Source organism: Kitasatospora sp. NPDC032757, from assembly GCF_055579305.1.
The window spans coordinates 85164-108342 of sequence record NZ_JBVINN010000021.1; the positions used below are offsets into that span (position 1 = coordinate 85164).

The 23179-nt window shown below is 71.3% G+C and carries 24 protein-coding genes; 12 read left to right on the top strand and 12 right to left on the bottom strand.

Translation table 11 applies throughout. The annotated features are described in order from the left end of the window. Positions 1 to 91: 91 nt before the first annotated feature. A complete protein-coding gene (locus ACZ5WK_RS22840) occupies positions 92 to 1018 on the bottom strand; it encodes a PaaX family transcriptional regulator C-terminal domain-containing protein (RefSeq protein WP_465549471.1) in 927 nt (308 codons plus the stop codon). A gap of 90 nt (positions 1019 to 1108) precedes the next feature. Between ACZ5WK_RS22840 and ACZ5WK_RS22845 the strand changes: the two genes are divergently transcribed. After that, positions 1109 to 2179, top strand: coding sequence for an alpha/beta hydrolase family protein (locus tag ACZ5WK_RS22845; protein ID WP_465549473.1), 1071 nt, complete (start codon positions 1109 to 1111; stop codon positions 2177 to 2179). Then, positions 2176 to 3339 carry a saccharopine dehydrogenase family protein gene (locus ACZ5WK_RS22850; RefSeq protein WP_465549475.1) on the top strand — a complete coding sequence of 388 codons (1164 nt, stop codon included), beginning with the start codon at positions 2176 to 2178 and terminating at the stop codon, positions 3337 to 3339. The genes ACZ5WK_RS22845 and ACZ5WK_RS22850 overlap by 4 nt, the downstream gene beginning before the upstream one ends. A gap of 111 nt (positions 3340 to 3450) precedes the next feature. On the opposite strand, the gene ACZ5WK_RS22855 is transcribed toward ACZ5WK_RS22850, so the two are convergent. After that, the gene (locus tag ACZ5WK_RS22855) at positions 3451 to 4062 is read right to left on the bottom strand and encodes a DUF2867 domain-containing protein (RefSeq protein ID WP_465549477.1); all 612 of its coding nucleotides are present in this window, start codon (positions 4060 to 4062) and stop codon (positions 3451 to 3453) included. Positions 4063 to 4190: 128 nt separating this feature from the next. Between ACZ5WK_RS22855 and ACZ5WK_RS22860 the strand changes: the two genes are divergently transcribed. After that, entirely contained in the window at positions 4191 to 4748 is a 558-nt protein-coding gene (locus tag ACZ5WK_RS22860) for a TetR/AcrR family transcriptional regulator (protein WP_465549479.1), read from the top strand. A 71-nt stretch (positions 4749 to 4819) separates the two neighbouring features. On the opposite strand, the gene ACZ5WK_RS22865 is transcribed toward ACZ5WK_RS22860, so the two are convergent. Together ACZ5WK_RS22865 and ACZ5WK_RS22870 are read right to left on the bottom strand one after the other, a co-directional pair. Next, a complete protein-coding gene (locus ACZ5WK_RS22865) occupies positions 4820 to 5917 on the bottom strand; it encodes a winged helix DNA-binding domain-containing protein (protein ID WP_465549481.1) in 1098 nt (365 codons plus the stop codon). Positions 5918 to 6001: 84 nt separating this feature from the next. Further along, complete coding sequence (locus ACZ5WK_RS22870; protein WP_465549483.1) at positions 6002 to 7090, bottom strand: zinc-binding dehydrogenase; 1089 nt, start codon at positions 7088 to 7090, stop codon at positions 6002 to 6004. A 119-nt stretch (positions 7091 to 7209) separates the two neighbouring features. Here ACZ5WK_RS22870 and ACZ5WK_RS22875 point away from each other — a divergent pair, with 119 nt between their 5' ends. Further along, positions 7210 to 8166, top strand: a complete 957-nt coding sequence (locus ACZ5WK_RS22875) for a helix-turn-helix transcriptional regulator (protein ID WP_465549485.1) — start codon at positions 7210 to 7212, stop codon at positions 8164 to 8166. A gap of 285 nt (positions 8167 to 8451) precedes the next feature. Here the strand turns inward: ACZ5WK_RS22875 and infA are convergent, their stop codons facing one another. Together infA and ACZ5WK_RS22885 are read right to left on the bottom strand one after the other, a co-directional pair. Then, positions 8452 to 8676 carry a translation initiation factor IF-1 gene (gene infA / locus ACZ5WK_RS22880; protein WP_396323412.1) on the bottom strand — a complete coding sequence of 75 codons (225 nt, stop codon included), beginning with the start codon at positions 8674 to 8676 and terminating at the stop codon, positions 8452 to 8454. Between the two features lie 41 nt (positions 8677 to 8717). Further along, positions 8718 to 9515, bottom strand: a complete 798-nt coding sequence (locus tag ACZ5WK_RS22885) for a GNAT family N-acetyltransferase (protein WP_465549487.1) — start codon at positions 9513 to 9515, stop codon at positions 8718 to 8720. 406 nt (positions 9516 to 9921) lie between these two features. Between ACZ5WK_RS22885 and ACZ5WK_RS22890 the strand changes: the two genes are divergently transcribed. After that, on the top strand, positions 9922 to 10587 hold the full coding sequence (locus tag ACZ5WK_RS22890) for a hypothetical protein (protein WP_465549489.1): 666 nt from the start codon (positions 9922 to 9924) through the stop codon (positions 10585 to 10587). 61 nt (positions 10588 to 10648) lie between these two features. Here the strand turns inward: ACZ5WK_RS22890 and ACZ5WK_RS22895 are convergent, their stop codons facing one another. Next, positions 10649 to 11185, bottom strand: a complete 537-nt coding sequence (locus tag ACZ5WK_RS22895; protein WP_465549491.1) for a hypothetical protein — start codon at positions 11183 to 11185, stop codon at positions 10649 to 10651. A gap of 117 nt (positions 11186 to 11302) precedes the next feature. Then, a complete protein-coding gene (locus ACZ5WK_RS22900; RefSeq protein ID WP_465549571.1) occupies positions 11303 to 11713 on the bottom strand; it encodes a transposase family protein in 411 nt (136 codons plus the stop codon). A 94-nt stretch (positions 11714 to 11807) separates the two neighbouring features. On the opposite strand from ACZ5WK_RS22900, the gene ACZ5WK_RS22905 reads away from it, so the two are divergent. From ACZ5WK_RS22905 to ACZ5WK_RS22925, 5 genes are all read left to right on the top strand, one after another. Continuing rightward, positions 11808 to 12248: a VOC family protein gene (locus ACZ5WK_RS22905; RefSeq protein WP_465549493.1), complete on the top strand. Its 441-nt coding sequence runs from the start codon at positions 11808 to 11810 to the stop codon at positions 12246 to 12248. A gap of 365 nt (positions 12249 to 12613) precedes the next feature. Then, complete coding sequence (locus ACZ5WK_RS22910; RefSeq protein WP_465549495.1) at positions 12614 to 14815, top strand: MMPL family transporter; 2202 nt, start codon at positions 12614 to 12616, stop codon at positions 14813 to 14815. A gap of 5 nt (positions 14816 to 14820) precedes the next feature. Next, positions 14821 to 16008 carry a sensor histidine kinase gene (locus tag ACZ5WK_RS22915; protein ID WP_465549497.1) on the top strand — a complete coding sequence of 396 codons (1188 nt, stop codon included), beginning with the start codon at positions 14821 to 14823 and terminating at the stop codon, positions 16006 to 16008. A gap of 1 nt (position 16009) precedes the next feature. Next, entirely contained in the window at positions 16010 to 16648 is a 639-nt protein-coding gene (locus ACZ5WK_RS22920; protein ID WP_465549499.1) for a response regulator, read from the top strand. A 131-nt stretch (positions 16649 to 16779) separates the two neighbouring features. After that, the gene (locus ACZ5WK_RS22925; RefSeq protein ID WP_465549501.1) at positions 16780 to 17130 is read left to right on the top strand and encodes a hypothetical protein; all 351 of its coding nucleotides are present in this window, start codon (positions 16780 to 16782) and stop codon (positions 17128 to 17130) included. Positions 17131 to 18090: 960 nt separating this feature from the next. On the opposite strand, the gene ACZ5WK_RS22930 is transcribed toward ACZ5WK_RS22925, so the two are convergent. Both ACZ5WK_RS22930 and ACZ5WK_RS22935 read right to left on the bottom strand, forming a co-directional pair. After that, complete coding sequence (locus ACZ5WK_RS22930; protein WP_465549503.1) at positions 18091 to 18579, bottom strand: NUDIX domain-containing protein; 489 nt, start codon at positions 18577 to 18579, stop codon at positions 18091 to 18093. 274 nt (positions 18580 to 18853) lie between these two features. Further along, positions 18854 to 19090, bottom strand: coding sequence for a hypothetical protein (locus ACZ5WK_RS22935; RefSeq protein ID WP_465549505.1), 237 nt, complete (start codon positions 19088 to 19090; stop codon positions 18854 to 18856). Between the two features lie 142 nt (positions 19091 to 19232). Between ACZ5WK_RS22935 and ACZ5WK_RS22940 the strand changes: the two genes are divergently transcribed. Next, positions 19233 to 20066, top strand: a complete 834-nt coding sequence (locus ACZ5WK_RS22940; RefSeq protein ID WP_465549507.1) for a helix-turn-helix domain-containing protein — start codon at positions 19233 to 19235, stop codon at positions 20064 to 20066. After that, positions 20056 to 20262, top strand: a complete 207-nt coding sequence (locus ACZ5WK_RS22945) for a DUF397 domain-containing protein (protein ID WP_465549509.1) — start codon at positions 20056 to 20058, stop codon at positions 20260 to 20262. Before ACZ5WK_RS22940 ends, ACZ5WK_RS22945 begins: the two co-directional genes overlap by 11 nt. A 157-nt stretch (positions 20263 to 20419) precedes the next feature. Here the strand turns inward: ACZ5WK_RS22945 and ACZ5WK_RS22950 are convergent, their stop codons facing one another. Both ACZ5WK_RS22950 and ACZ5WK_RS22955 read right to left on the bottom strand, forming a co-directional pair. Further along, entirely contained in the window at positions 20420 to 20881 is a 462-nt protein-coding gene (locus ACZ5WK_RS22950; RefSeq protein WP_465549511.1) for a glycine-rich domain-containing protein, read from the bottom strand. Positions 20882 to 21482: 601 nt separating this feature from the next. Next, positions 21483 to 23108 carry an FAD-dependent monooxygenase gene (locus ACZ5WK_RS22955; RefSeq protein ID WP_465549513.1) on the bottom strand — a complete coding sequence of 542 codons (1626 nt, stop codon included), beginning with the start codon at positions 23106 to 23108 and terminating at the stop codon, positions 21483 to 21485. Positions 23109 to 23179 lie beyond the last annotated feature (71 nt).

Below are 23179 nucleotides of genomic sequence, written 5' to 3' on the forward strand. Positions count from 1 at the left end.
GCCCGGCGCGGGTACGACGGCCGCCCCCGCGCCCGCAACGGCACGGGGGCGGCCGCCGTTGTGCACCGCCGGGCGTCGGGGCGGCCCGGGATCAGCCGGCTCCGCGTCCGGCCTCACCCCCGGCCTCACCCCCGGCCCCGGTGATCTCGCGAACCACCTCGTCGTAGCGGTGGAACAGACGGGGCCCGGGCGCGGGGTCGGACCGTTCGGCGTGGAGCAGCAGCCGCCAGCAGTCGGCGGTCAGGGCGCGGGCCTCGGCGCCGGGCCAGGGCCGGGGCAGCAGCTCCGGAGGCAGCAGCGGGTCGAGGGTCGTCGCCCGGGTGAACTCGGCGGCCAACTCGACCGTGATGGCGAGGCGTTCGGTCCGGCCCGGGAGCCCCGGGGGAGCGGCGGCGGTCAGCCGGGTCAGCCGCGCGCGTGCGACGGCCGCCAACCGGCGGTGCCCGTCGGCGAGTTCGTCCAGCGGCCAGAGCCGGCGGGCCAGGGCGATCGGGTCCGACTCGCCGCCGATCCGCAGGTCGGTGCTGGTCAGGAGGGTGAGACGGCCGCGGACGCCGAGCCGGTCGGCCTCCGCCTCGACGTACGGTTCCCACGCGTTGGCGCAGGCGTAGACACCACCCTGGACAGCCGCTCCGCCCAGCCGGACCAGCGTCTCGCGCAGTGCGTCCCGGGCCTGACGGGCGGGCTCGGGCACGGCAAAGGCGGCGAGGTGCCAGCTGCCGTCCCAGGGGGCGAGCCCGGCGTCCTGGGCGTACATGTGCCGGACGAAGTCGACCTCGGGGTCGGCCACCCGCTGCGCCTCGGCCGTCTCCCGCAGCACGGCGCGCCGCCCGCGGCCCTCCTGGACCAGCAGGCCGTCCGCCGCCATCCGCTTGATGCAGAGCCGCACCTGCTGGTCGGACATCCCGAGCGCGCCCGCCACCTCGTACAGCTCGCCCGCGTCCACCGTGCCGTCCGCCCGGACGAGCCCCTCCACCAGCGTCCTGGTGGGGACTTCGGTCCGCAGTTCCTCCGTCATCGTGCCGCTCCCTTCCTCCGGGGAGTGTAGTACGCTCAAAACTATCGAGAGAAGAACGATAGTTTCAATTGCGATAGATATGGTGGCGAGATGGCACGAGGGACACCCCGCACCTGGCTCCGGTGCCTGCTCGGCTCCCTGCTCGCACTGGCCCTGTCGGCCGGTGCCGCGGGCGGCTGGGTGGCCTACCAGCACAGCTACGACCTGCGCGAACAACGCGTCACCATCACCGGTGGCGCCCAGCCGCTGGACGGCGTGCTCGCCCGGCCCGAGGGCGGTGACGGGCCGTTCGGCCTGATCGTCTTCGTCCACGGCGACGGGCCCGCCGACGCCACCCGCGACACCTTCTACCGCCCGATCTGGGAGGCCCTCGCCAAGGCCGGCTATGCCTCGCTCTCCTGGAACAAGCCCGGTGTCGGCGGCGCCCCCGGCGACTGGCTCGACCAGAGCATGGACGACCGGGCCGCCGAAGCCGCCGCCGCCATCGCCTGGGCCAGGTCGCAGCCCGGGATCGACCCCGGCCGGATCGGCCTCTGGGGCATCAGCCAGGCCGGCTGGGTGCTGCCCAAGGTGGCCAACCGGGTGCCTGAGGTCCGGTTCGTGATCGCCGTCTCCCCGGCCGTCAACTGGCTCCGGCAGGGCCGCTACAACCTGCTCGCCGAACTCGCCCACGACCATGCCCCGCAGAGTCGCGTCGACGCGGAAGTCGCCCGCAGCGAGCGGGTCGACGAGCAACTGCGCCAGGGTGCGACCTACGAGCAGGCGCGGGCCGCGCTCGGCCCCGACCTCGGCGACCTGACGCCCGCGCGGTGGCGGTTCATCGGCAAGAACCACACCGCCGACGCCGGCGCCGACCTGGCCGCGCTGGCCGCCCGCAAGGTGCCCGTCCTGCTGGTGCTCGGCGGCCGGGACCGCAACGTCGACGTGGCCGACACCGAGGCCGGCTACCGCCGACTTCTCACCGGGCCGGGTCAGTTGACCGTCGTCCGGCACGCGGGCGCCAACCACAACCTGGTGCGGCCCGAGGTCGAGGACGACGAGACCCGGGGCCTGCTCACCATGCTCGCCGCACCCCGGTCGATCTACGTCGACGGCTATCTCGACGACCTCCGGCGCTACGTCGCGGCCGTTCCTCCGGCCGGGACCGGGGGGCACCGATGAGGATCCTCGCGCTGGGAGGTGCCGGAGCCATGGGCGCCGCCGCCGTCCGTGCGGCCGTCGCGCTGCCCGGTGTCCGCGACATCGTCGTCGGCGACCGCGATGTGGGTGCGGCGCGCCGACTCGTCGCCGAACTCGACGTCAGAACGCTGCGGGTGTCTGCACGTCGGATCGACGTCACGGACGACGCTGAGCTCGAAGAAGCGCTCGGCGCCGCCGACGTGGTGCTCAACACCGTGGGCCCCTACTACCGGTTCGGCCCGGCCGTGCTCGCGGCGGCGATCCGTACCCGCACCCACTACCTGGACCTCTGCGACGACTGGGAGCCGACCGTCCGGATGCTCGAACTGGACGGCGAGGCAAGGCGGTCGGGCGTCACGGCAGTGCTCGGCATGGGCGCCAGCCCCGGCATCTCCAGCCTGCTCGCCGTGCTGGCGGCGGAACGGCTCGACACCGTCCATGACCTCTACACGGCCTGGCCGGTGGACGTCCCCGACGCCGGCGCGGGGCTGGGAGAGGTGGGGGCCGCCGCCGTCCACTGGATGGAGCAGATCAGCGGCACCGTCGCCGTGGTCGAGCAAGGGGAGCTGGTGCGGCGGCCCCCGCTGCGGCCGGTCGCGCTCGCCCTGCCGGGCGGCTGCGCCGGGACGGCCTACACCGTCGGCCACCCCGAGCCGGTCACCCTGAGCCGCAGCCTCGCCCCCACCGGGAACGCGGCCTGCCTGATGGTGGTCACCCGGGGCACCGTCGCCTTCCTGGACGGGCTCCGTCGTGACCTCGACCGCGGCCGGCTGGACAACGAGTCCGCCGCTTCCCTGCTGACCGGCCCCCCGCTCGGCCGTGCCCTGACCGCGGGTGTCCGGGCGGCGGGGTTCCGCGGCCCGGGCAGCCCGCCGCCGTTCTTCGCCGTCGCCACCGGCCGGCGCGCCGGCCGCCCGCTCACCGTCCTCGCCCGTCCCGCCGAGGACCCGCCGCGCCTGCTCGCCGACATGGCCCTCGCCACGGGCGTCCCGCTGGCCCTCGGCCTCGCCCAGGTGCTGGACGGGACGGCCCGCCGCCCGGGCGTCCACCCGCCGGAGGCCGTCATCGACGCGGCGCGGTTCTTCCGCGACCTGGAGCCGTACTCCCCGGGCGTGGTGGTCGATGAGGCCGCGGCACGGTGAGGCCGGCTTCGGCGTCCACGGTGGAGGGGTGACCGGCGTGCTTCCACCGCCCGGCGACGACGGCCGGCTGGGAGGCCCGCGCCGGAGGGGGTGAGCCGCCCCGGCCGGTGCTCACTGCCGAGGGCCGGTGCCCCCGAGCAGAAGCGCGCGGTCCCGCCACGCGCCTTCCCACTGGCGGGTCAGCGCCGGGTAGACGACCAGGTGGCGGAACGGCGCGATGAGGGCCATGTAGAGCCGGCCGAACCGGCCGTTGGGCTTGACCAGGACCGCCATCCGCAGCTCGTGACCGCCGTCGCCGGTCGGCACCCAGCCCAGGTGCATGAGAGCGTGGACGGTCCTGTTCGCCAGTTCGAGGACGGCCTCGTCGGCGAGCCGGTACACGGGGGTGAGCGGCATTCCGTCGAAGTCGAAGCCGTCCGCGCTCTCGCGGAGGTCGTCCGGCAGGCGGTCGCGCAGCGACCGGACTCGCGCCCCGAGCCCCGCGTCGGTCCTGTCCCAGCCGAGCAGGGCGCCGAGCTTCCACCGCACCGCGAACAGGAACCGGGCCGGCGGGCTCTGCTCGGCGCTTCCGGTGGCGGCCCGTATCGCGGCGAGCATCACGGGAAAGTCGTCCGGCCCGGCTCCGGGGGTGCGGAAGGACCACACGTCCTCGGTCCGGAAGTCGCGGGTGAACTCGTGGCTCCGCCACGGCCGGTGGGTGTGGGCTGTGAGAGGAAGTTTCATGGCTGCTGCCGCCTTTCCCGCTCGGGGCGCCGTGTACCGCCCCCGTTTTATACGCTTGCGTACAAGACGAGGCTAGACCCGGATATACGATTGCGTATATCCGGGCGACGAGTGAGGTGGGACACACCGTGGGCGCTGCTCGCACACCGCGCGACCGATGGGTCGAGGAAGGCCTGCGGGCTCTGGCCGGCGGCGGCCCCGACGCCGTCAGGATCGAGGCGCTGGCGAAGCGGCTCGGCGTCACCAAGGGCGGTTTCTACGGGTACTTCGCCGACCGTGACGCGCTGCTGGAGGCGATGCTGGACACCTGGGAACGGGAGGCCACCGACGAGGTGATCGACCGCGTCGAGCGCGAGGGCGGCGACCCGAAGACCAGGGCGCGGCGCGCGGGCATGCTCACCTTCTCCGACGACCGCCTGCTCCCCATCGACCTCGCCGTCCGCGACTGGGCCCGGCGCGACGAGGTCGTCGCCGAGCGCCTGCGCCGGGTGGACAACCGGCGCATGGCCCTGCTGCGAGAGACGATCGGCACCTTCTGCCCCGATCCCGACGAAGTCGAGGCCCGCAGCCTGATCGCCTTCTGTGTGGCGATCGGCCACCACTCCCTCGCCGCCGACCACGAGGGCCGCACCCGCGCCGACGTGCTCGCCCGCGCGGCCGACCTGGTGTTCGACCCGCCGCGGTAGGGCCGGGCGGTCCTCTCGCCGGGATCCGTGGCCAGGGCTCCGGTGACCGGCGGCAGAGGCGCCCCCGTTTCTCAGGTGAACGTGACCCCCCGCTTCGCCGCGTCGGGTGCGACGAAGGCGAGAAGGCGCTCGGATTCGTCCAGCACGGCCTGTGTGCCCGCGCGCGACAGCGGCCGGAAGGGGGAGATGCGCAGGACGGAGTCCTTCACCGCCCATGTGCCGTGGACGAAGCCGTCAACGAGGAAGGTGGGCCGCACCATGGCCTGACCCGGCATCACCAGCTTGCGGTCTGCCTCGCTGATCACTCGCGTGCGGTCCGCGTGCCCGAGGAGCAGATTGTCGAAGGCGGGCAGAAATCGCACGGGGACGGGCAGGTCCGGGTCGGCGAGCGACGTGTCGGGCAGGTCGAAGAGCTCGGTGCCCCGTTCGTCGTGGAAGACGCGCAGCTGTGACCGCAGCCCGTCGAGAGTCTCCCGCAGGCGGGTCAGCCCCGACCACGTCTGGATGTCCCTGACGCCGGCCGGGCCGAACGCCGCCAGGTAGCGGCGGATCACCGTCTCGACGCGTGGCGCTGCCATCGGTCGGCCGATCCAGTCCTCCGCGAGGGTGATGGCGATGTTGGGGCGGTTGCCCCAGGCGCCCCAGGCGCCGGTGGCCGGGGCGTGCACCATCGGTACCCGCAGCTCCACCGCCCCCGCGAGCACGCGGCCGTCGCGGCCCGGGAAGCGCTCGGCGAGCGACAGGGCGAGCTCCCGCCGGGGCAGGATGTGGCCGGCTGTCAGCTCCCGGCCGGCGTCGGTGAGCTCGGCGATGCTCAACCCGGCGGTCTGCGCGGCGAAGTACCGCGCCCGGGCGGTGCGGTCCAGGACGGGCTGGAGGACGGGCCGCAGCCAGCGGAAGTCGTTGCCGCTGGTCAGGTGCTGGGTGCTGCGCAGAGCTGCGGAGCGCACCACGCGCCCGTCGCGGAGCAGTGCCGTCAGGTCGTCGTGGCGGAACTCGGCCAGCCGGGTCCACAGCCCCACGTAGGGCCAGTTGGGCTCCTGCCCCTGCAGGGCGACCAGGTGTTCGACGACGTCGAGCGCCGGGCGGGAGGTTCGGGCGGTCAGGAACTGCCGCTGGAGCAGTGTCCGGTTCAGGGTGCGGGTGGACAGCACGGGGGCGTCGGTCATGTGGTGCCGGTTCTCCTTGGATGGTGGGGGCGTCACCGGGAGCGGGCCGCCCGTCCGGGGGTGACGGGCGGCGCTCTTCGTGTCTCAGCCGGCGACCCTGACGGAGACGTTGCCCCGGTAGGTGCCCTTCAGCAGGGAGACGAGCGCCTGGGGAGCTGCCGGGAGGCCGCCTTCCACGATCGTGTGGGGGAACACGAAGCGGTCCTCGCTCAACCAGGTGCTGAAGTGCTCGGTCCACGCCGCGATCTGCCCGGGGGTGTGATGGGTGGAGAACGCCAGGACCTCGATCCCCTTGGCGGCCGCCGCGGTGAGGTCCGGCTCGGGGAACCGGTCCTCGTGGTCGCCGATCTGCGTGGCCAGCGCGCCGCACAGCGCGAAGCGGGCCCCCGGAGCCGCCGCCTCGACGGCCGCATCGAACTGCTCTCCGCCGACGTTGTCGAAGAACACGGTGATGCCCTCGGGCGCCAGCTCCCGCAGATGGTCGAGGACGGGTCCGTCGCGGTAGTCGAACGCCGCGTCGAAGCCGAGCTCGCCAACCAGGTAGTCGATCTTCGCCTGGCTGCCCGCGCTGCCGATCACCTTCGCGGCGCCCCGGCACCTGGCGATCTGTCCGGCCAGCGACCCGACGCCGCCCGCGGCGCCGGAGACGAAGACGACATCGCCGGCACCGGCCTTGGCGATCTCGGACATCCCGTAGTAGGCGGTGGGCCCCTGGCTGAGGTGGTGCACCGGGCTCGGGAACAGGTCGGGGTCCAGCTTGGCGTACTGGTCGGCGGACCCGGCCGAGTACTCGCACCAGCCGGCCATCGTGCGTACCCGGTCGCCGACGGCCAGGTCCGCACTGGTGGACCGCACGACCGTGCCCACCGCGGCGCCGCCGATGCGCCGGCCGACCTCCCACGGCGGGATCGGCAGACGGGAGTCGGCCCGCAGCATCTCCAGGTAGGCCACCGACAGACCCAGGTAGTCCGTGCGGACCAGCACCTCTCCCGTCGCCGGCTCGGGCGTGGGCACTCGTACCAGCTCGAAGGTGTCGGTCCCGAGGTCTCCCTTCAGGTGCTTGGCCAGCCGTACTTCCCCCATCGTGGCGGGGGTCGCCATCGTGTCGGGGTTCGTCGTCGTGGCGGGAGCCGCCATCGTGGCGGGGATCGTCGACATCGTGCTGTCGGTCATGGGTCTCCTCGTTTCGATCGGTCGGCGCACCCGGCCCGGGCACGTCCCGTTCTCGTGAGACCCACGCTAGGAGCCATAGCGGTCACTTTCCGGCCTCAATTGCCGCCATCCTGGAGGGCATGGCGAACACAAGCTCACGGACGCTGCGGCTGCTGTCCCTGCTCCAGACCCACCGGCACTGGCCGGGCGGCGAGCTGGCCGACAGGCTCGGGGTCTCAGCGCGTACCCTGCGGCGCGACGTCGACCGGCTGCGCGAGTTGGGCTACCCGGTGGAGGCCAGTCGGGGTGTCGACGGCGGCTACCAGCTCACGGCAGGCGCCGCCCTGCCGCCGTTGGTGCTCGACGACGAGGAGGCGGTCGCGCTCGCCATCGGGTTGCGTGCGGCCGCCCAGGGCGCGGTCACCGGAATCGAGGAGTCGTCGATCCGCGCGTTCACCAAGGTCGTGCAGGTCATGCCGGCGCGACTGCGTCGACGGGTCGACGCCCTGCGGGTGGTGACCGTGCCCTCCGTCGAGGGCGGTGGGGAGACCGTCGAGGCCGGAGTGCTGACCGCCATCGCGCAGGCATGCCGGGACGAGGAGCGGCTTCGCTTCTCCTACACCGCCCGCGGTGGCGAGCGCAGCGCCCGCCATGTCGAGCCCCACGGGCTGGTCTCGCTCGGGTACCGCTGGTACCTGGTCGCCTACGACCTGACCCGGCAGGACTGGCGCAGCTTCCGCCTCGACCGCCTCGACGATCCGCGCGGGACGGGAGAGCGCTTTCGCCCGCGCGAGCTGCCCGCCGACGACGCCGCGGCCTTCGTCCGTGCGGGCAGCGGCGGCGTCGCCGTTCCGCACACCGTCGAAGCGCTTGTGCACGCCCCCGCAGCGGCTGTTCGCGCGCGCGTCGGCCCGTGGGCGATGGTCGAGGAGGTCGACGAGCAGCGGTGCCGGGTGAGGATGACCTCGCAGACCCTGGACTGGCCGACTCAGGCACTGGGCAATGTGGGTGCGGAGTTCGAGGTGCTGGGCCCTCCCGAGTTCGTCGACTTCGTCCGGGAGTGGGCGGCCCGCTTCACCCGTGCCACCCGCCCGTGATGTCGGGTGGCGGAGGCCCGCCGCCCGCGGGGCCCGGCCGCCGCCCGCGCCCGCGAGGGCCTGGCCGCCGTCCGCGCCCCGCGGCGAGGTCGGCGGCCGGCCCCCGGGTGAATCTCGGCCGGGCCTGCCCTGTGGAGGGGGAGGCCGGGTGAGCATTGGTCGAGGACGGCCGTCCTACCGGTGTCCGGCCGGCACCCGGGTCATCGGATGCACCATCAGCTCACAGGCCTCCGAGGACATCCCCCGGCGGCCTTCGGGTTCACCTTGGCCGGCGCCCACGTGCCGTCACGTCCGGTAGCGGTAGAGGATCCGGCCACGGGTGAGGTCGTACGAGCTGAGCTCCACGAGTACCCGGTCGTACGGGAGGATCTTGATGTAGTTCTTCCGGATCTTCCCGCTGATGTGCGCGAGCACCTTGTGCCCGTTCTGGAGCTCCACCCTGAAGGTGGCGTTGCGCAGACACTCGACGACGGTGCCTTCGACTTCGAGGCCCCCTGCTGTTCTTGCCATGGTTCTCCCAGTTCTTCGGTCGGTGGTGATGTGGTGGGGCGTCAGCGGCACACCAACTCCAGGTTGCTGCCCGCGCGCCGGGCGCCGACGCCCTCGAAGAGCGCCGCCGCCGCCCCGTTGGACTCGTTCACCTCGGCCGACGCCGTTTCGACTCCGGAGCGGTGCAGCGAACCCAGCACGTGGGCCAGCAACGCCCGGGCGATGCCGACGCGGTGCTGGTCGGCCCGGACGGCGATCAGCCCGATCCGTGGCCGCCGGGTCACCGTCGCCAGCCTGAGCAGGCCGACGTACCGGCCCGACCGCGCTGCCACCGCGTACATCGACGGATCCAGCACGGTGGTCCCGTGCGGGCGGGGCAACACCTCGGCCGGCATCGCCTGCCAGCCGACGGTGGCCTCGACCTCCTCGCGAACGGCGCGGTCCAACGCGCGCAGAGGGCCCTCCTCCGCCTCGCCGGCGGGCACGATCGTCACGTCCGACGGCGGTTGCACCGCGTCGAGCCCCGTGATCTGCGGGTCGGTGGGCACGACGTACTCCCACTCGCGGCGTCGGACCGTGAAACCGACCCGCTCCCAGGCGGACGTCAAGTCGCCGTCGGCCTCGTCGACCACCGTGTAGAGCGGCCTCGGCAGGTCGGCGAGCATGGCCTCGGCGAGTCGGTCGAAGACCGCGCCGTGCCACGAGTCGATGCTCAGGAAGATCCGTCCGTCGGGCCTGTGTGAAACGTCACCGCTGCCGACCACCCGGTCGTCGGCCAGAGCGTGCCACTGCTGTTCCGCGACCCGCGTGACCACTGCCGGGGGCTCGTCGGTGCCCGCAGTGAAATGCACAGAATTCATAGGTGTCTGCCTTTCGGGAAAGCCTTGTGTTCAGGCGCTCCCGGCGACACCTACGTCAGTCGCCCGACCATGAAGGAAAAGGGGGAGCACCCATGGGACACAGCGTTCACGGGTCTCACCTCCTGATGACGGCTTCACGGTCGCCCGAACGCTACCAGCCGGGATCGTCCCCGCCCAACCGCTTTTTGGCGCCCTGCCGGCAGGCCGCCGGGGGCGGGGCACGGATGGCCTGGGTCGCTCCGGGTTCCCTCTCTCGCCGCGGTGGTGCGGTAGCCGTTGCCGGGAGGCCGTTCAGCACCGATCAGGCCCCGGTCGGGCACGGATGGACAGTCAGAACCACCAGGTGATCATGTGGTTTGATGTCCGCTGCTGATCTTCGAGGTGAAGACGAAACGGGGGCACCACGGTGGACAAGCTGAAGCGGCACGGGCGCACTCTCGCCCTGGCGGGAACGGTCGCCGCGCTCGCCCTGGGGACGGGCGCGTGCAGTTCCGACGGCGGCGGGGCGGCGTTCAGGGCCGGGGTCGTGCTGTCGAATCCGGACCAGGTGCAGGACGCGCTGCCCAGCCCGGCCTCGCTCCCCTCGGGCTGGCGGCTCGCCCCCAGTGCGAAGCCGCCGCAGACCATCGCGCAGGCCGAGGCGGCAAGTACCTGCCGGAAGAAGCTGTCGATCAGCTGCTCCGGTCTCCAGCTGGGCGGGACCGTCCGGTACGAGTTGGCTTCCAATACCGACAACGACATCCGCTTCACCCTGCTGGCCTTCGACGCCGTGGAGAACGCGGGCCCGGCCTTCGAGGCGATGGTGACGTCGCTGGAGAAGGGCGACGACAAGGTGCGCCGGATCAACCTGAAGGCGGCCGCCGAGCAGTCGCAGGGCTTCGAGCGGCCGGCCGATTCGAGTGACTCCGCGAGTGGGGTCGTCGCCTCGGCCACGGTCATGCGGGTCGGCACCGTCGTGGTCCTGATCGAGCTCGACGAGGACGAGCGCGACCACAAGACGCTCCAGCAGTTCACCGCTCTCCAGGCGGAGCGGATCAAGAGGGTCCAGCAGGGCACCAACCCGGACGCCTGAGTCCGGGCCGTTACCGGACGAGCATGACGCACGACTGACCGGCCGGCGCCCTGGATCTGCGTCAGGGGCCGGCGTTACCCATGACCTCCGCCAGGGCGTCGGCCGGCTCGGAGGCCAGACGGTAGAACCCCTGGAGGCTGACCGCGCGCTCCAGGCGGCCATCCATCACGTATTTCGGACCCCGGGTCCGGCCGCGGCGATTGCGCCAGGTGAGCCGTTCCAGAAGATCGCCGGATATCGGCACGTCGAAGCGCACGGGCGTCACGGCCACGTGCACAGCCGCGGCGCCACAACCGCCGGCACCGAGCATCGACCAGTCATGGTGGCCGGGAAACGCCGGATCCTGCCACGTCGCGGGCGCGGCGCCGCAGCAGTCGCGTTGCTCCGTGTCGGGCACCCGCATCCGACTCACCACGAACACCTCGCACCGGTTGACGTGCAGTGCGTACACCTCGTCCCCGACGCCGGCACCCGACCAGGCGGGAAGAGAGGAATGGACCCCGCTGAAGGCAACCTGCGGTCGCTCGCCCACGCGCCCCGCCTTGCGCAGGGCACGGCACGTGTCATGGGTCCACAAGACGGTGAAGGCATCAGGCATGCCGTGATCCTATGAGCCTTCGCCATCTTCGAACGTGCTGGTCAGAGCCTCTGGCGTGGCGTTCGTCCGGGGTGCTCGTGCTGGTCGTGGGCGGGTGTCTGGGGCCTTGACCGTCCGTCAGCGGCTGGCGTCGAGGTTGGTCAGGACGAGCAGGGCTCGCAGGAGAGCGGTGGCAGCGCGGGGGTCGGTGCGGGGCTTGGTGAGGATCCGCCAGGCCTTCAGGTGCGCGAAGCCGTGTTCGACCGGAGCGCGTCCGGCGGCCAGGATCCGGTTGGCCTGCTTCTGCCCTGGGGTGAGCTTGCGGGCGCGGGTGGCCTTGTAGCCGGTGACGATGACCTGGTCATCGGCGTTCTCGGGTTTGTCCACGCCCAGAAAGCCGAGGTCGGCGAGCGCGCCGAGACCGGCCGCCTTCAGGTGCTCGACGATCTTGTCGTGGCGGGCGGGGGTGGCGTCGTGGGTCCTCCCGGGCCGGGCGGCGGAGATCCGGATCAGCTTGCCGTTCTCGTCGGTCAGGGCGAGGAAGTGCAGGCCGTGGCGGTGGTGCTTGCCGGAGTAGTGTCACCGGCTCCGTCCCAGTGACATCAGCGGCCACCGGCCGCACGAGGAAGAAGGAGAAACCAGCATGGCGATTCAGCGGATGGACAACGTCGGCATCGTCGTCGAGGACCTGGATGCCGCCATCGCGTTCTTCGTGGAACTCGGTATGGAACTGGAGGGCAGGGCGCAGGTCGAGGGCCTCTTCGCCGACCAGTGCACCGGACTCGACGGCGTCCGCTGCGACATCGCGATGGTCCGGACCCCGGACGGTCACAGCCGGCTCGAGCTGGCGAAGTACCGCAGCCCCGCGGTGATCAGCACCGGGCCGCGCAACCGGCCGCACAACGTCCTGGGCACGCACCGGGTCATGTTCGCCGTCGACGACATCGAGGACACCGTTGCCCGCCTGCGCCCTCACGGCGCCGAACTCGTCGGCGAGATCGCCCGGTTCGAGGACAGCTATCTGCTCTGCTACCTCCGCGGCCCGGAGGGCATCATCGTCGGACTGGCCGAGCAACTGCGCTGAGCAGGAGGAACCGAACCATGCAGCCGAACGAGACCATCGAGGTTCCGAACCGCCCGATCAGCCGGGAGCTGCTGGTCGGTGACGTGACCCGCGCGGCCTGATCAAGAGCCACGTGTTGAAGCAGGGCGATGACCTCTGGGCCAGGGTCAGCCGGCGACGGTCTCGGCCACGTGCCCGTAGAGGCGTCCGGAAGCGCGCTCTGCAGGCCGGTCAAGCTTCCCGTCGGTGCGGGCCGGTCCTGTCTGCCGGCGGTGGGCTGCTGCTGCCGGGGGCCGGACGGCCGGCGCCGTCCACTGACCGGTGGACCCCAGGTTCAACCGGCAGGGCGTGTCGGACGCCCCACCCAGCCGACCAGGATCTCAGGTATGAGTCAACTCCCTGTACGGATAGCCCGATGGAGCGCCCGGCATGCGTGGCGCGCGATTGCCGGCTGGTTCGCGTTCGTCATTCTGTGTCTTGGTGTCGGCAGCTCGGTCGGCTCCCACGCAGCCACTACCGAGGATTACCGGGTCGGTGAGGCGGGGCGAGCCGAGGCGATGGCGACCGAAGGAGGACTGCAAGCCAGGCCCACCGAACAGATCACGATCTACGCCAAGTCCGGACCCCTGGACATGGCCACAGTCAGCTCCGTGGTCCGGGAGCTCACCGAGCGGGTCCAGAGACTGCCCCAGGTGGACAGCGTGGCAGCTCCGGTCCGCTCCGAGGACGGCAAGGTCCTCAGGCTCTCGGTGGTCCTGAAGGGCCCCGAGCTGGACGGTAGGAAGAACGTCGTCCCGCTCCTCGAACAGACGGCGAAGGTGCGCGCCGGGCACCCGGACCTGGTCGTGGAGGAGACCGGCTCCCCCTCCATCAGCAAGGGCGTCAACGACCAACGCGGGAAGGACCTCACGCTCTCCGAGCGCATCACCTTGCCGGTCACGCTCATCACCCTGCTGATCGTCTTCGGATCGGTGGTCATGGCCGGTGTGCCGCTGCTGCTTGCGCTCTCCTCGATCGCCGCCGCCCTGGGGTTGTCCATGGTCGCGTCGCATGTCCTGCCCGATCCGGGTGTCGGGACCAACATGATCGTGCTCATCGGCCTGGCGGTTGGCGTCGACTACACGCTCTTCTACCTCAAGCGTGAACGCGAGGAACGAGCCCGCGCCGGCGGCCGCCTCCGCACGGAAGCCCTGGTGGAACTGGCAGCGGCGACCGCGGGCCGGGCCATCGTGGTCTCCGGCCTCGCAGTGATCGTCTCCACCGCCACCCTGTATCTGGCCACAGACGTCATCTTCTCCTCGCTGGCGACGGGCACGATCCTGGTCGTGGCGGTCGCCATGGCCAGCTCCCTGACCGTACTTCCCGCACTCCTTGTGAAGATCGGACACCGCACCGAGCGCCGTACGGCCCGCCGTACAAGCCGCGGCAAGCCGCTCCGTACGAGGCGGGCGGAGTCCGAAACGGGCCGGGTCTTCGGCGCCCTGCTGCGGCCCGCTCAGAAGCACCCCGCCCGCACGCTGTGCGTGTCGACGCTGGTCATGCTCGCCCTGGCCGCGCCCGCGCTCGGCCTGAAGCTCGTCGACCCGGGCAAGGACACCTTCTCCCGCGACATCCCGGCCATGCAGGCCTACGACCGGCTGAACGCAGCCTTCCCGGAGCTCTTGGTCACGCACGAGGTCGTCGTCCGCTCCACACCGGACCGGGCCGCGCAGGTGCGGCATGCTCTGGCGGACCTCGGCCGACGGGCGCAAACCGACCCGCTGTTCGCCAGGAACGCCGATCCGACGGTGCGTACGTCCCCCGACGGCCGGATCAGCGTAGTGGAGTTGGCCGTCCCCTTCCCCGCGAACTCCGCCCAGGCGATCCAATCACTCGACCACATCCGTAAGGACCATCTGCCTGCCACGGTCGGCAAGCTGCCCGGCGTGGAGACGGCGGTGACCGGTGACGTGGCCCGAGGCCGCGACTACGTGGATCACGAGAACAGCAAGCTGCCGCTGGTCATCGGGTTCCTGCTGCTGGTCACCTTCGTGATGACCGTGTGGGCATTCCGCTCGGTGGTCATCGGCCTGGTCGGCGTCATACTCAATCTGCTCTCCGCCGGGGCCTCACTCGGTCTGCTGGTCGTGTTCTTCCAGGGGACTTGGGCAGAGGGCCTACTGGGCTTCGACTCGCTCGGTGCGATCGCGTCCCGGGTGCCGCTGTTCCTCTTCGTGATCCTCTTCGGCCTGTCGATGGACTACCAGGTCTTCGTGGTCAGCCGGATCCAAGAGGCCATGCAGAACGGGATGTCGGCACGGGAGGCGGTGCTGGAGGGCATCAGCCGGTCGGCCAAGGTGGTGACCAGCGCGGCGATCGTGATGGTGACGGTGTTCGGCGCCTTCGTCGCCCTGCACCTCACCGAGATGAAGCAGATGGGCTTCTGCCTGGCGGTGGCCGTGCTGCTGGACGCCGTGATCATCCGACTCCTGCTCCTGCCGTCGCTCCTGCTGCTCCTCGGCGACCGTGCATGGCGGCCGTCCCGCCCGGCGCGACGGGCGCGGACCTCCGTCCCCGCCGCCGCCGCCGCGCTGGAAAGCATAGGCTGACGATCATGAGTCAACGGCCGCAGCCCGACGACCGGTTCCGGATACGGACACTTCACGGGTGGTACGCAGTCTCCTGGGTGCTCCTGGGCTTATGTCCCCCGGTCATCTCCGTCATGGACAAGACCGGAACGAGCACGTACTGGTGGTCGTTGGCGCTGCTGGCCTTGATCGCCCTCTGCTACGCGATCGTGGCGGCCTGCCCCGGCAATCCCGTGCTGCGCCCGCACACCTTCCTGGGTGTGCTCACCCTCGGCCTGGGCGGGATGTCCTGCGCACGTGGCGACGGTGCGGCGCTGTTCATCGTGTCGCTCCCGCTCTTCTGGCTCTTCGCCAAGAGCCCGCGGTACTCGATCGCGTTCAGCGGGATCGCCGCCGCGAACACCTTGGTCGGCATCACCATCCATCGCGGCGCAAACGCGGACTTCTTCACCGGCAACATCATTTTCACCCTCATCGGCTATACCGCGGGTGCGCTGCTCGGACTGGGGGTGGTCCGGATCGTTGAGCAGAGCGACGAGCGCGCCCGCAGCCTCAGTGCCGAACTGGAGAGCACCCAACTGCGTCTGGCCGAGGCCCACAAGCTCCAGGGCGCCACGGAAGAGCGCGAAAGGCTCGCCCGGGAGATCCACGACACCCTCGCCCAGGGCTTCGCGTCCATCATCGTGCTGGCGGAGGCAGCCCGCTCCAGCCTCGACACCGATCCCGGCAGGAGCGCCCAGCAGTTGCTCTCGATCGAGAACACCGCACGCGAGAACTTCGCCGAGGCGCGCGTCCTCGTCGGCTCCGCCCCGCAGAGCGGTCTCGCCCCCGGCTCGGTCGCGGGGACCCTACGCCGGATACTCGACCGGTTCACCGAGGACACCGGGCTCACCGTCACCGCGGACCTGCCAGAAGTCGAGTGCGACCAGCCGACCCGGATCGCACTCCTGCGCTGCACCCAGGAATCCCTGGCCAACGTCCGCAAGCACGCGGCCGCCTCGACGGTGGACGTCGTCCTCGCGCTGCACGCGCACGGAGTCGAACTGGAAATCACCGACGACGGCCATGGCTTCGTGGTCGAGGATTCCCGCGGCTTCGGGCTCAACGGCATGCGCAAACGCCTCGCCGACCTCGGCGGAGAACTCACGGTCACCAGCTCGGTCGGCGACGGCACACGCGTCCTCGCCATGATTCCCACGAACGGTCAGGTGTGACATGACGAAGGACAAGCTCCGGATCATCGTGGTGGACGACCACACGGTGATGCGGGCCGGGGTCATCGCCCTGCTGGCCTCCGAGCCCACCATCGACATCGTCGGCGAGGCGGGCGACGGCCGCGCCGCCGTCGAACTCGTCGAGCGCCTGGAACCCGATGTGGCGCTGATCGATCTGCGAATGCCCGTCCTCGACGGGGCGAGTGCCACCGCCGAGATCGTCGCCGGCCGCCCGCGGACCCGAGTGCTGATCCTGACCACGTATGACACCGACGCAGAGATCGAGCGCGCGGTCGAAGCCGGCGCAATCGGGTACTTGCTCAAGGACACCACGCGTGACCAGCTCGTCGACGCCATCCGATCCGCGTCCCGCGGCGAGACCGTCCTCGCCCCGAGGGTCGCGGAGCGGCTCGTCGCCCGGATGCGGAAGCCCGCCCCCGTGGCTCTGACCACGCGCGAGGTTGATGTGCTGAGCGCTGTCGCGGACGGGCTGTCCAACGTGGAGATCGGCCGACGGCTGGTCATCGCGGAGGCCACGGTGAAGACCCATCTCCTACGGATCTTCGCCAAGCTCGACGTCAGCGACCGCACGCACGCGGTGGTCGTGGCCCTCGATCGCGGGCTGCTGGAGAGACGCTAGCGCGCAGAAATACCGGTCGGCGGCGCCCATGGGGCTACATGCGGACAGCCCCTCAGCCGCACCGGACCCACGCCGCCCTCGCCGCCGGCGGAATAGGCTGACGCCACAGTCGGATTGCCCGGGGGAGCGGCATGGAAATCGAGGATGCGGGCGGTACGGGCGACGCACCGCCCAGGCACTGTCCGCAGTGCACGCGGGCTCTGGTGCAGGAGACCACCCGGTCCGGGGCGTACGGGGGCACCAACGAGTGGTGGACGTGCCCCGGCTGCGGGTTCCTGGGGCGTCCTGATCTCCGAGGCCGCCCGATCCTTCACCCGTTCCGGTACCTGACCGGCGAAGACGGGGACTGCGTCTTCTGCGGCTGGGAGGACTGCAACCGGGCGAGCGAGGCCTTCGTCTGGGACGGCTGGCTGTGCGAGTGGATCGTCTGCGCGGCCTGCGGCCGGGAGAACGTACGCCGGATCAAGACCGTTTCCGCGTAGCGCCAGGAAGCCGGCGCGGGCCCGGACACCCACGTGGATGTCCGTGCCCGAGTGCTTCGTCCGCCGCCGAGGGCTACGGCCTGTGTGATGTTGCGATCAGCCTTGGGGTTCTGCCCTCTTCTGGGGGCGGTACCCAGTAGGACTGTGGCTGTGACGCGTGGGCAACTCACTGATGAACAATGAGCCTTCGCCATCTTCGAACGTGCTGGTCGGAGCCTCTGGCGTGACGGTCCCTGACCGTGCTCGTGCTGGTGGTGGGCGGGAGTCTGCGGTCCTTATCGTCTGACGGGATGGTTTCCCCGCTTCCTCTGCGTTCCGGGCCCGGTGCCGCCTACGATCCGGTTCATGGTGGGAGTCCGAGATCGCGAAACGGGTCGCCGCGCGACGCGCGGAACTGGACGAACTTGAAGATCAGCTGGCCAAGCAGCTCGCGGAGGTCCGGGCAGAGCGCGACGAACTCGCCGTCCTCCTGCGAGCCCTGCTCGTCCTGACCAACCTCGAAGCTAGCCGCTGGCGGACGATCAAGGCCCCAGACACCCGCCCACGACCAGCACGAGCACCCCAGGCGAACGCCACGCCAGAGGCTCTGACCAGCACGTTCGAAGATGGCGAAGGCTCTATGAACGAGGACCGACAGTCTCCCGTGGGACAGCCTCCTGACCACGGTCGATCTTCCGTCAGCAGCCGCTCCGGCAGAGTGGCCCGCTGACGGTGACTGGCGTCCTGTGCGACCGCCGCCGCAGCCTGCCGTCCTCTCCGGTGCACCGTGCTCCAGGCCGAGCGGATCAAGCCGGTCCAGCAGGGCACCAGCCCGGACGCGGATGCTCCCAGGCCCCGGGCCCCCGCAGCCTCCCACCGGCCCGTTCGTCCTGGTCGGTACGGGTGCGATACAGGTGCGCCGAGGCGCACCTGTCATCGGTCTCCTGCCGGTGGCCCCGCCACCTGCCGCAACGCCCCGCCCTACTCGGCGGGGATGCCGCGGAGGAGGAAGGGGAGGTGGGCGCCGCGGGCGAGGGCGGTGAGGGCCTGGGTGGTGCGGCGGTGCTGGTGGGTGGCCATGACGTCGGGGAGCCGGGCCTCGGGGACCCAGTGCAGGCCGATGACGTGCGGGGGTGGCAGGTGGCGCGCGAGGGTCACCTCCTGGGCCCGGGTGAGACGGCCGCCCCAGTAGACGAAGTGGACGGCCTCGGGCAGGAGTTGGGTGTCGGTGTAGTCGGTGGCGAGGAGGGTGCGGAGGGGGAGGACGAGTCCGGTCTGGGTCTCGGTGTGGCGGCGGGCGGCGAGGTGGGGGAGTTCGTCGCGTTCGGCGCTGCCGCCGGGGAGGGTGTGGCCGTTCTTGTAGGTGGTTTCGAGGAGGAGGACGGCTCCGTCGGAGTTGAGGACGAGGGCCTGGTGGCCGAGCCGGCGGCGGGGCGGGTTGGTGAGGATCTCGGGGAGTGGGTACAGCAAGTCGGGCTCCTTGGAGTCGAGTTGGTGGCGATGGGCCCGTCCGGTTCGTGAACCGGGCGGGAGTTGGGGGGTGGCTCGGTCGGGTTCGGTCGCCGCCGGGAGCCAGGGGAGCAGGCGGGGAGGCCGGCGACGATGCCGGTCGCGACGATGAGGCCGAGGATGAGTAGCCGCGGGCCGCAGGGTCCGTCGCGGATCGGCCAGCAGGCGAGGACGGCTGCGCCGGCGCTGACGGCGGGCACGGCCGTGACGGCCGCGAGGAGTCTGAGGGTCGGGTTCACGCGGCGTCGTGCGCGCGGGGCCTGCTGGGGTGCTGGACGGTGAGGTGGCGGGGGTGGTCGAGCCGCTGGAGGTGCTCGGGCTTGGTGGTCCACTCGCAGCCGCCGCCGGCGGGGCGCAGGTAGGCGAGGCCGGCGAGGGTGTCCATGTAGACGCCTTCGGTGGGTTCGCCGGTGGCTGCGCGGTGGGCGAGGTCGCGGACGACTTCTCCGACCTCGGGCCTGTAGGCGGGCATGCGGGGGCAGCTGGGCATGTCGGCTCCAGTGGTAGCTCTGTGCGTCCGGGTCATCGCGACCCGTATTCATGGTGGAGCGGGCGGGGCTACCATCGGAAGTACTTCAACTCTCTAGTTCACCAGACTTTAAGTTGGAACGACCTTGAATCGTCGCACTCTTGATCCAACGTCATCTCCACTGGCTGCCTTCGCGGTTCAGCTCCGCAGGTCACGCGAGGGGAACGGGCTGACACAGGTCCAATTCGGCGCACTGGTCCAGTACTCCAGCGTGTACATCTCCAACGTGGAGACGGCAAAGCAGGCTCCGAGCTTAAAGTTCGTGCAGCGGGCCGACGAGGTGTTGGTGGCCGGCGGATCTCTTGAGCTGTTGTGGTGGAGCTGGAAGAACGGGGCTCTGATCCCTGGCTTCCCCGAGTACACCGCCAAGGAGCGCGAAGCCGTCGGCCTGCGACTGTTCGAAACTGGCATGGTGCCAGGGATCCTGCAGCACCACGAATACTCCGCCGCCTACGAAGCCGCCATCGTGCGGCGAGGCGAAGCCAGTCGGACGCAAGCCGATGAGCGGCTGAGCCTCCTGACCGCGCGGCAGAAGTTGCTTGACCGGACCCCGGCTATCCATGCTGTCCTGGACGAGGGAGTGCTGCGCCGTCCGATCGGCGGCCCGAGCGTCATGCTGCGGCAGCTCTCCCACCTCGAGTATCTGTCCGGTCGGCCCAACGTCGTCATTCAAGTCGCCCCATACGCCCTCGCCGAGGATCGACCTTTGTCACACTCGGTGACCCTCCTCACCCTTCCCAATCGAACGATGGTCGGGTACACCGAAACGCTTCAGCGCGGCTACCTGGAGCAGGACGCCGATACGGTCGGCGCTTGGGCTGGAAAGTACGATCGGCTACAGGTGGACGCACTTCCCAGGGCGGACAGCCTGGCCATGATCCGTGAGGTTCGGAAGGGACTTGAACGCCATGCACGTTGACCTATCGGGCGCCAAGTGGCGCAAGAGCTCGCACAGCAACGGCGGGGGTGGCTGCATTGAGGTCGCGGACGGATTCCTTGGAGCCGTGCCCGTGCGTGACTCCAAGGATCCCTCTGGGCCCGCGCTCGTCTTCCCCGCCGAGGCCTGGCAGTCGTTCATCGCCGGCGTCCGGGCCGGCGAGTTCGGCGCGGTCTGACCCCGCCCGTCAGCCCGAGAGCCCCGGCCGGAATCCCGGTCGGGGCTCTCGCGTGTCCTGTCCGCCGGCGTACCGCAGCCTTGCCCGCCCGCCGGGATCCGCACGAAGCCGACGATCACGCGTGTGAAGCCATCAGCACCGTCTCCGGTGTGGGCGACTACCGGTGCACGTCCGTGCCCCAGGGTTCGGGCACGCCCACCCGGACGTCCAGGTCCCACAGGACGCATTCCTCGTCGGGCCGGGCCACGAACGACCATGCCACGGCGGTGCGATGCAACTGTTCGTGCATCGACCCCGCGCGTCGCGCGCTGCCCGGGAGCTCGCCGCCCTGGGGGTGGTGGTGCAGGAACCGTCCGTAGGCCGCCTGGCAGAAGGCCGCGTAGCGTTCGGTGCAGAGGATCAGCCCGTGCCATGCCTCGTCGACGGCGAACGAGGGCATGCCGATGATCTGCTGGTCCAGCATCGCCGCTCCGCAGCACCTCAGCCACTGCCGGAGCCCGGTTTCGACCAGCTCCCGCGGCTGGAACGGGCAGGTCTTGTAGACGGCGGGGGGAAGTTCGAGCGCGTCGACCGCAGCCTGCACGCGGTCGACCCGTCGTGAAAACGTTCGTGAAAGCACGCCGCTCTCCGTTCTGGGTGGTGGGTGGCCGAGCCGGGGGCTCAGCTGCCGCCGCCGCAACCCCCGCCGCAGCCGCCTCCGCCACAACCGCCCCCGCCGCAGCCGCCTCCCCCTCCGCCGCAACTCCCGCCGGAGCCGCCGCTGCCGCCGGTGTCCCCGCCCGTGTAACGGGACCTCCTGCTGTCGCCGTCCCGGCCCGCGGCCCAGGCGATGATCTTGACGACGACCAGGATGACTCCGCCGATGATGATCAAGCCTATGAAGCTCATCTCTCTACTCCCCCCAGTAGCGCCGGACGAGGCGCATCGCGGAACGTGACCGAATGGCTTCCGCGAGCCGGTCGTGACGATTGCGCGGGATCCGGGATCAGCCGCGCCAAGACGTCCCCTCGTCAGCGGCGATACTTCATTATGCTCCCAGGGACTGACACTGAAACGCCGTCAGATTGCCTGCGGAAGAACGCTGACCCGGCGGTCGAGGCGTTTGCACGGACGGTGACGGAACCGCAATCCGTCACCTGTCGCACCTGCCGCGCTTGTCATCCTGCCGCAACCTGTCGAGCCGGCCCCGGCGGCGGCCGACGGCAGCCCGACGGCGGGCCTCACCCCGCGTCGAACGTCCGGCGCAGGCCGCCCACCAGGCCGTCCGGGGTGGGCGGGTGGAACCGCCCGGCGAGGTAGCCGTCGGGGCGGATGAGGAAGGCCTCACCGGGGCGGGCCGCGTAGGCGGCGGCGAACCCACCCTCGGCGTCCCGCACGGACGGCAGGCGCCACCGGGGTGACGGCGCGTCCGGGGCGAGCACCGCGTACACGTCCAGCAGGCCGTGGGCGGCGGACAGCGCGGCCATCGCGCACGTGGTCACCTGCTCGTCCGGGGTGCCGGCGCCCACGTGGAACAGCAGCGTGTGGCGCGGGCTCCGCAGCAGGTCGAAGAGGCGGACGGGGTAGTTCGCGAGGTCCCGCTCCAGCCCCCGGCAGTCCGGGGCCCGCTCACCGGGGGCGGGCCCGCCGGTCGTGCCGTCGGCAGCGGGGACCGGCTCCACCAGGGGGCTGTCCGGATACCCGACCAGCAGCTGTGCCTCCCGCCGCAGCACCGTGTCGAGGTCCCCGTCATCGCCGGGCACGCCGTCCCGCGCGTGCCGCACCGTCCGGCCGACGACCTCCTCGCCGACCGGGTGCCGCTCGGCGTGGTAGCTGTCGAGCAGCCCGGCCGCGCCGATGCCCCGCACCGCGAGGGCCAGCTTCCAGGCCAGGTTGACGGCGTCCTGGATGCCCGTGTTCATGCCCTGCGCCCCGGTCGGCGGGTGGATGTGGGCGGCGTCCCCGGCCACGAAGAGACGCCCCGCCCGGTAGCGGTCCACCAGGCGGTGGCTGATCCGGAAGGTGGACGACCAGCGCAGCGCCGAGGCCTGCGCCGGCCGGGGCGAGAGCCGGTCGAGCACCGCCTGGATGTGCCGCAGCTCGGGTACCCGGTCGCCCTCCAATCCGTGGGCGACAGCGTCCTCCGCGCGGCCGTCGCCGGACAGTTCGTCCGGCACGAGCATCGACATCCGGTACCGGCCCCGCCCCGGCAGCGGGATGCAGACCAGGATGTCGTCCACCCGGCCGGCCTTGTCGTGGTGCATGGCCCGGATGCCGTAGCCCTCGGGGAGGTCCCAGTCGACCTCGACGTCGCCGAGCATGTACTGCTCGGGAAAGGCGTCGCCCTCGAACCGCAGGCCGGCCGCCTTCCGGACCAGGCTGTGCGCGCCGTCGCAGCCGATCACGTAGCGTGCGCGCACCTCCTGAGGCCCGGACGTGGTCCGGAGCAGAGCCCCGACGGCGTCGGCGTCCTGCTGGACGGAGAGCAGCTCGGTGCCCCGCTCGACCTGGGTGCCGTACCCGGCGAGGTGCTCGGTGAGCAGGCGTTCCGTCGTGTACTGGGGCAGCGCGGCGAAGCCGTACGGGATGTCGGGCGGCAGGGTGAGGTCGATCTGCGGGCCGGGCCGGCCGTCGGCGAAGAGGAGCTGACCGCGCATCGGGATGGCCTCGTCGAGCGCCGCGCGGACCATGCCCATCAGGTCCCACAGCTCCATCGTGCGCGGCTGCACCCCGACGGCCTTGGCGTAGTGCTGCGGAACGGCCAGCCTGTCCACGATCCGGCAGCCGACCCCGTGGCGGCGCAGCTCGGCCGCGGCGGTCAGGCCCACCGGGCCCGCGCCCACGACCAGTACGTCGATCTCGTCCATGACTGCTCCTCGACGGGCCCCGACCGCTTCCCGGGCGTGCGCGGCGGCCTCTTCCAGGCTGCGCCCGACCG

What these genes read in the sequence shown, in the direction of transcription:
- ACZ5WK_RS22910 (WP_465549495.1), top strand. Translation starts at nt 12,614, where the DNA reads ATGAGTCAACTCCCTGTACGGATAGCCCGATGGAGCGCCCGGCATGCG.
- ACZ5WK_RS22865 (WP_465549481.1), bottom strand. Translation starts at nt 5,917, where the DNA reads ATGACCGACGCCCCCGTGCTGTCCACCCGCACCCTGAACCGGACACTG.
- ACZ5WK_RS22955 (WP_465549513.1), bottom strand. Translation starts at nt 23,108, where the DNA reads ATGGACGAGATCGACGTACTGGTCGTGGGCGCGGGCCCGGTGGGCCTG.
- ACZ5WK_RS22920 (WP_465549499.1), top strand. Translation starts at nt 16,010, where the DNA reads ATGACGAAGGACAAGCTCCGGATCATCGTGGTGGACGACCACACGGTG.
- infA (WP_396323412.1), bottom strand. Translation starts at nt 8,676, where the DNA reads ATGGCAAGAACAGCAGGGGGCCTCGAAGTCGAAGGCACCGTCGTCGAG.
- ACZ5WK_RS22840 (WP_465549471.1), bottom strand. Translation starts at nt 1,018, where the DNA reads ATGACGGAGGAACTGCGGACCGAAGTCCCCACCAGGACGCTGGTGGAG.
- ACZ5WK_RS22855 (WP_465549477.1), bottom strand. Translation starts at nt 4,062, where the DNA reads ATGAAACTTCCTCTCACAGCCCACACCCACCGGCCGTGGCGGAGCCAC.
- ACZ5WK_RS22935 (WP_465549505.1), bottom strand. Translation starts at nt 19,090, where the DNA reads ATGCCCGCCTACAGGCCCGAGGTCGGAGAAGTCGTCCGCGACCTCGCC.
- ACZ5WK_RS22885 (WP_465549487.1), bottom strand. Translation starts at nt 9,515, where the DNA reads ATGAATTCTGTGCATTTCACTGCGGGCACCGACGAGCCCCCGGCAGTG.
- ACZ5WK_RS22895 (WP_465549491.1), bottom strand. Translation starts at nt 11,185, where the DNA reads ATGCCTGATGCCTTCACCGTCTTGTGGACCCATGACACGTGCCGTGCC.
- ACZ5WK_RS22845 (WP_465549473.1), top strand. Translation starts at nt 1,109, where the DNA reads ATGGCACGAGGGACACCCCGCACCTGGCTCCGGTGCCTGCTCGGCTCC.
- ACZ5WK_RS22915 (WP_465549497.1), top strand. Translation starts at nt 14,821, where the DNA reads ATGAGTCAACGGCCGCAGCCCGACGACCGGTTCCGGATACGGACACTT.
- ACZ5WK_RS22850 (WP_465549475.1), top strand. Translation starts at nt 2,176, where the DNA reads ATGAGGATCCTCGCGCTGGGAGGTGCCGGAGCCATGGGCGCCGCCGCC.
- ACZ5WK_RS22870 (WP_465549483.1), bottom strand. Translation starts at nt 7,090, where the DNA reads ATGACCGACAGCACGATGTCGACGATCCCCGCCACGATGGCGGCTCCC.
- ACZ5WK_RS22875 (WP_465549485.1), top strand. Translation starts at nt 7,210, where the DNA reads ATGGCGAACACAAGCTCACGGACGCTGCGGCTGCTGTCCCTGCTCCAG.
- ACZ5WK_RS22925 (WP_465549501.1), top strand. Translation starts at nt 16,780, where the DNA reads ATGGAAATCGAGGATGCGGGCGGTACGGGCGACGCACCGCCCAGGCAC.
- ACZ5WK_RS22945 (WP_465549509.1), top strand. Translation starts at nt 20,056, where the DNA reads ATGCACGTTGACCTATCGGGCGCCAAGTGGCGCAAGAGCTCGCACAGC.
- ACZ5WK_RS22905 (WP_465549493.1), top strand. Translation starts at nt 11,808, where the DNA reads ATGGCGATTCAGCGGATGGACAACGTCGGCATCGTCGTCGAGGACCTG.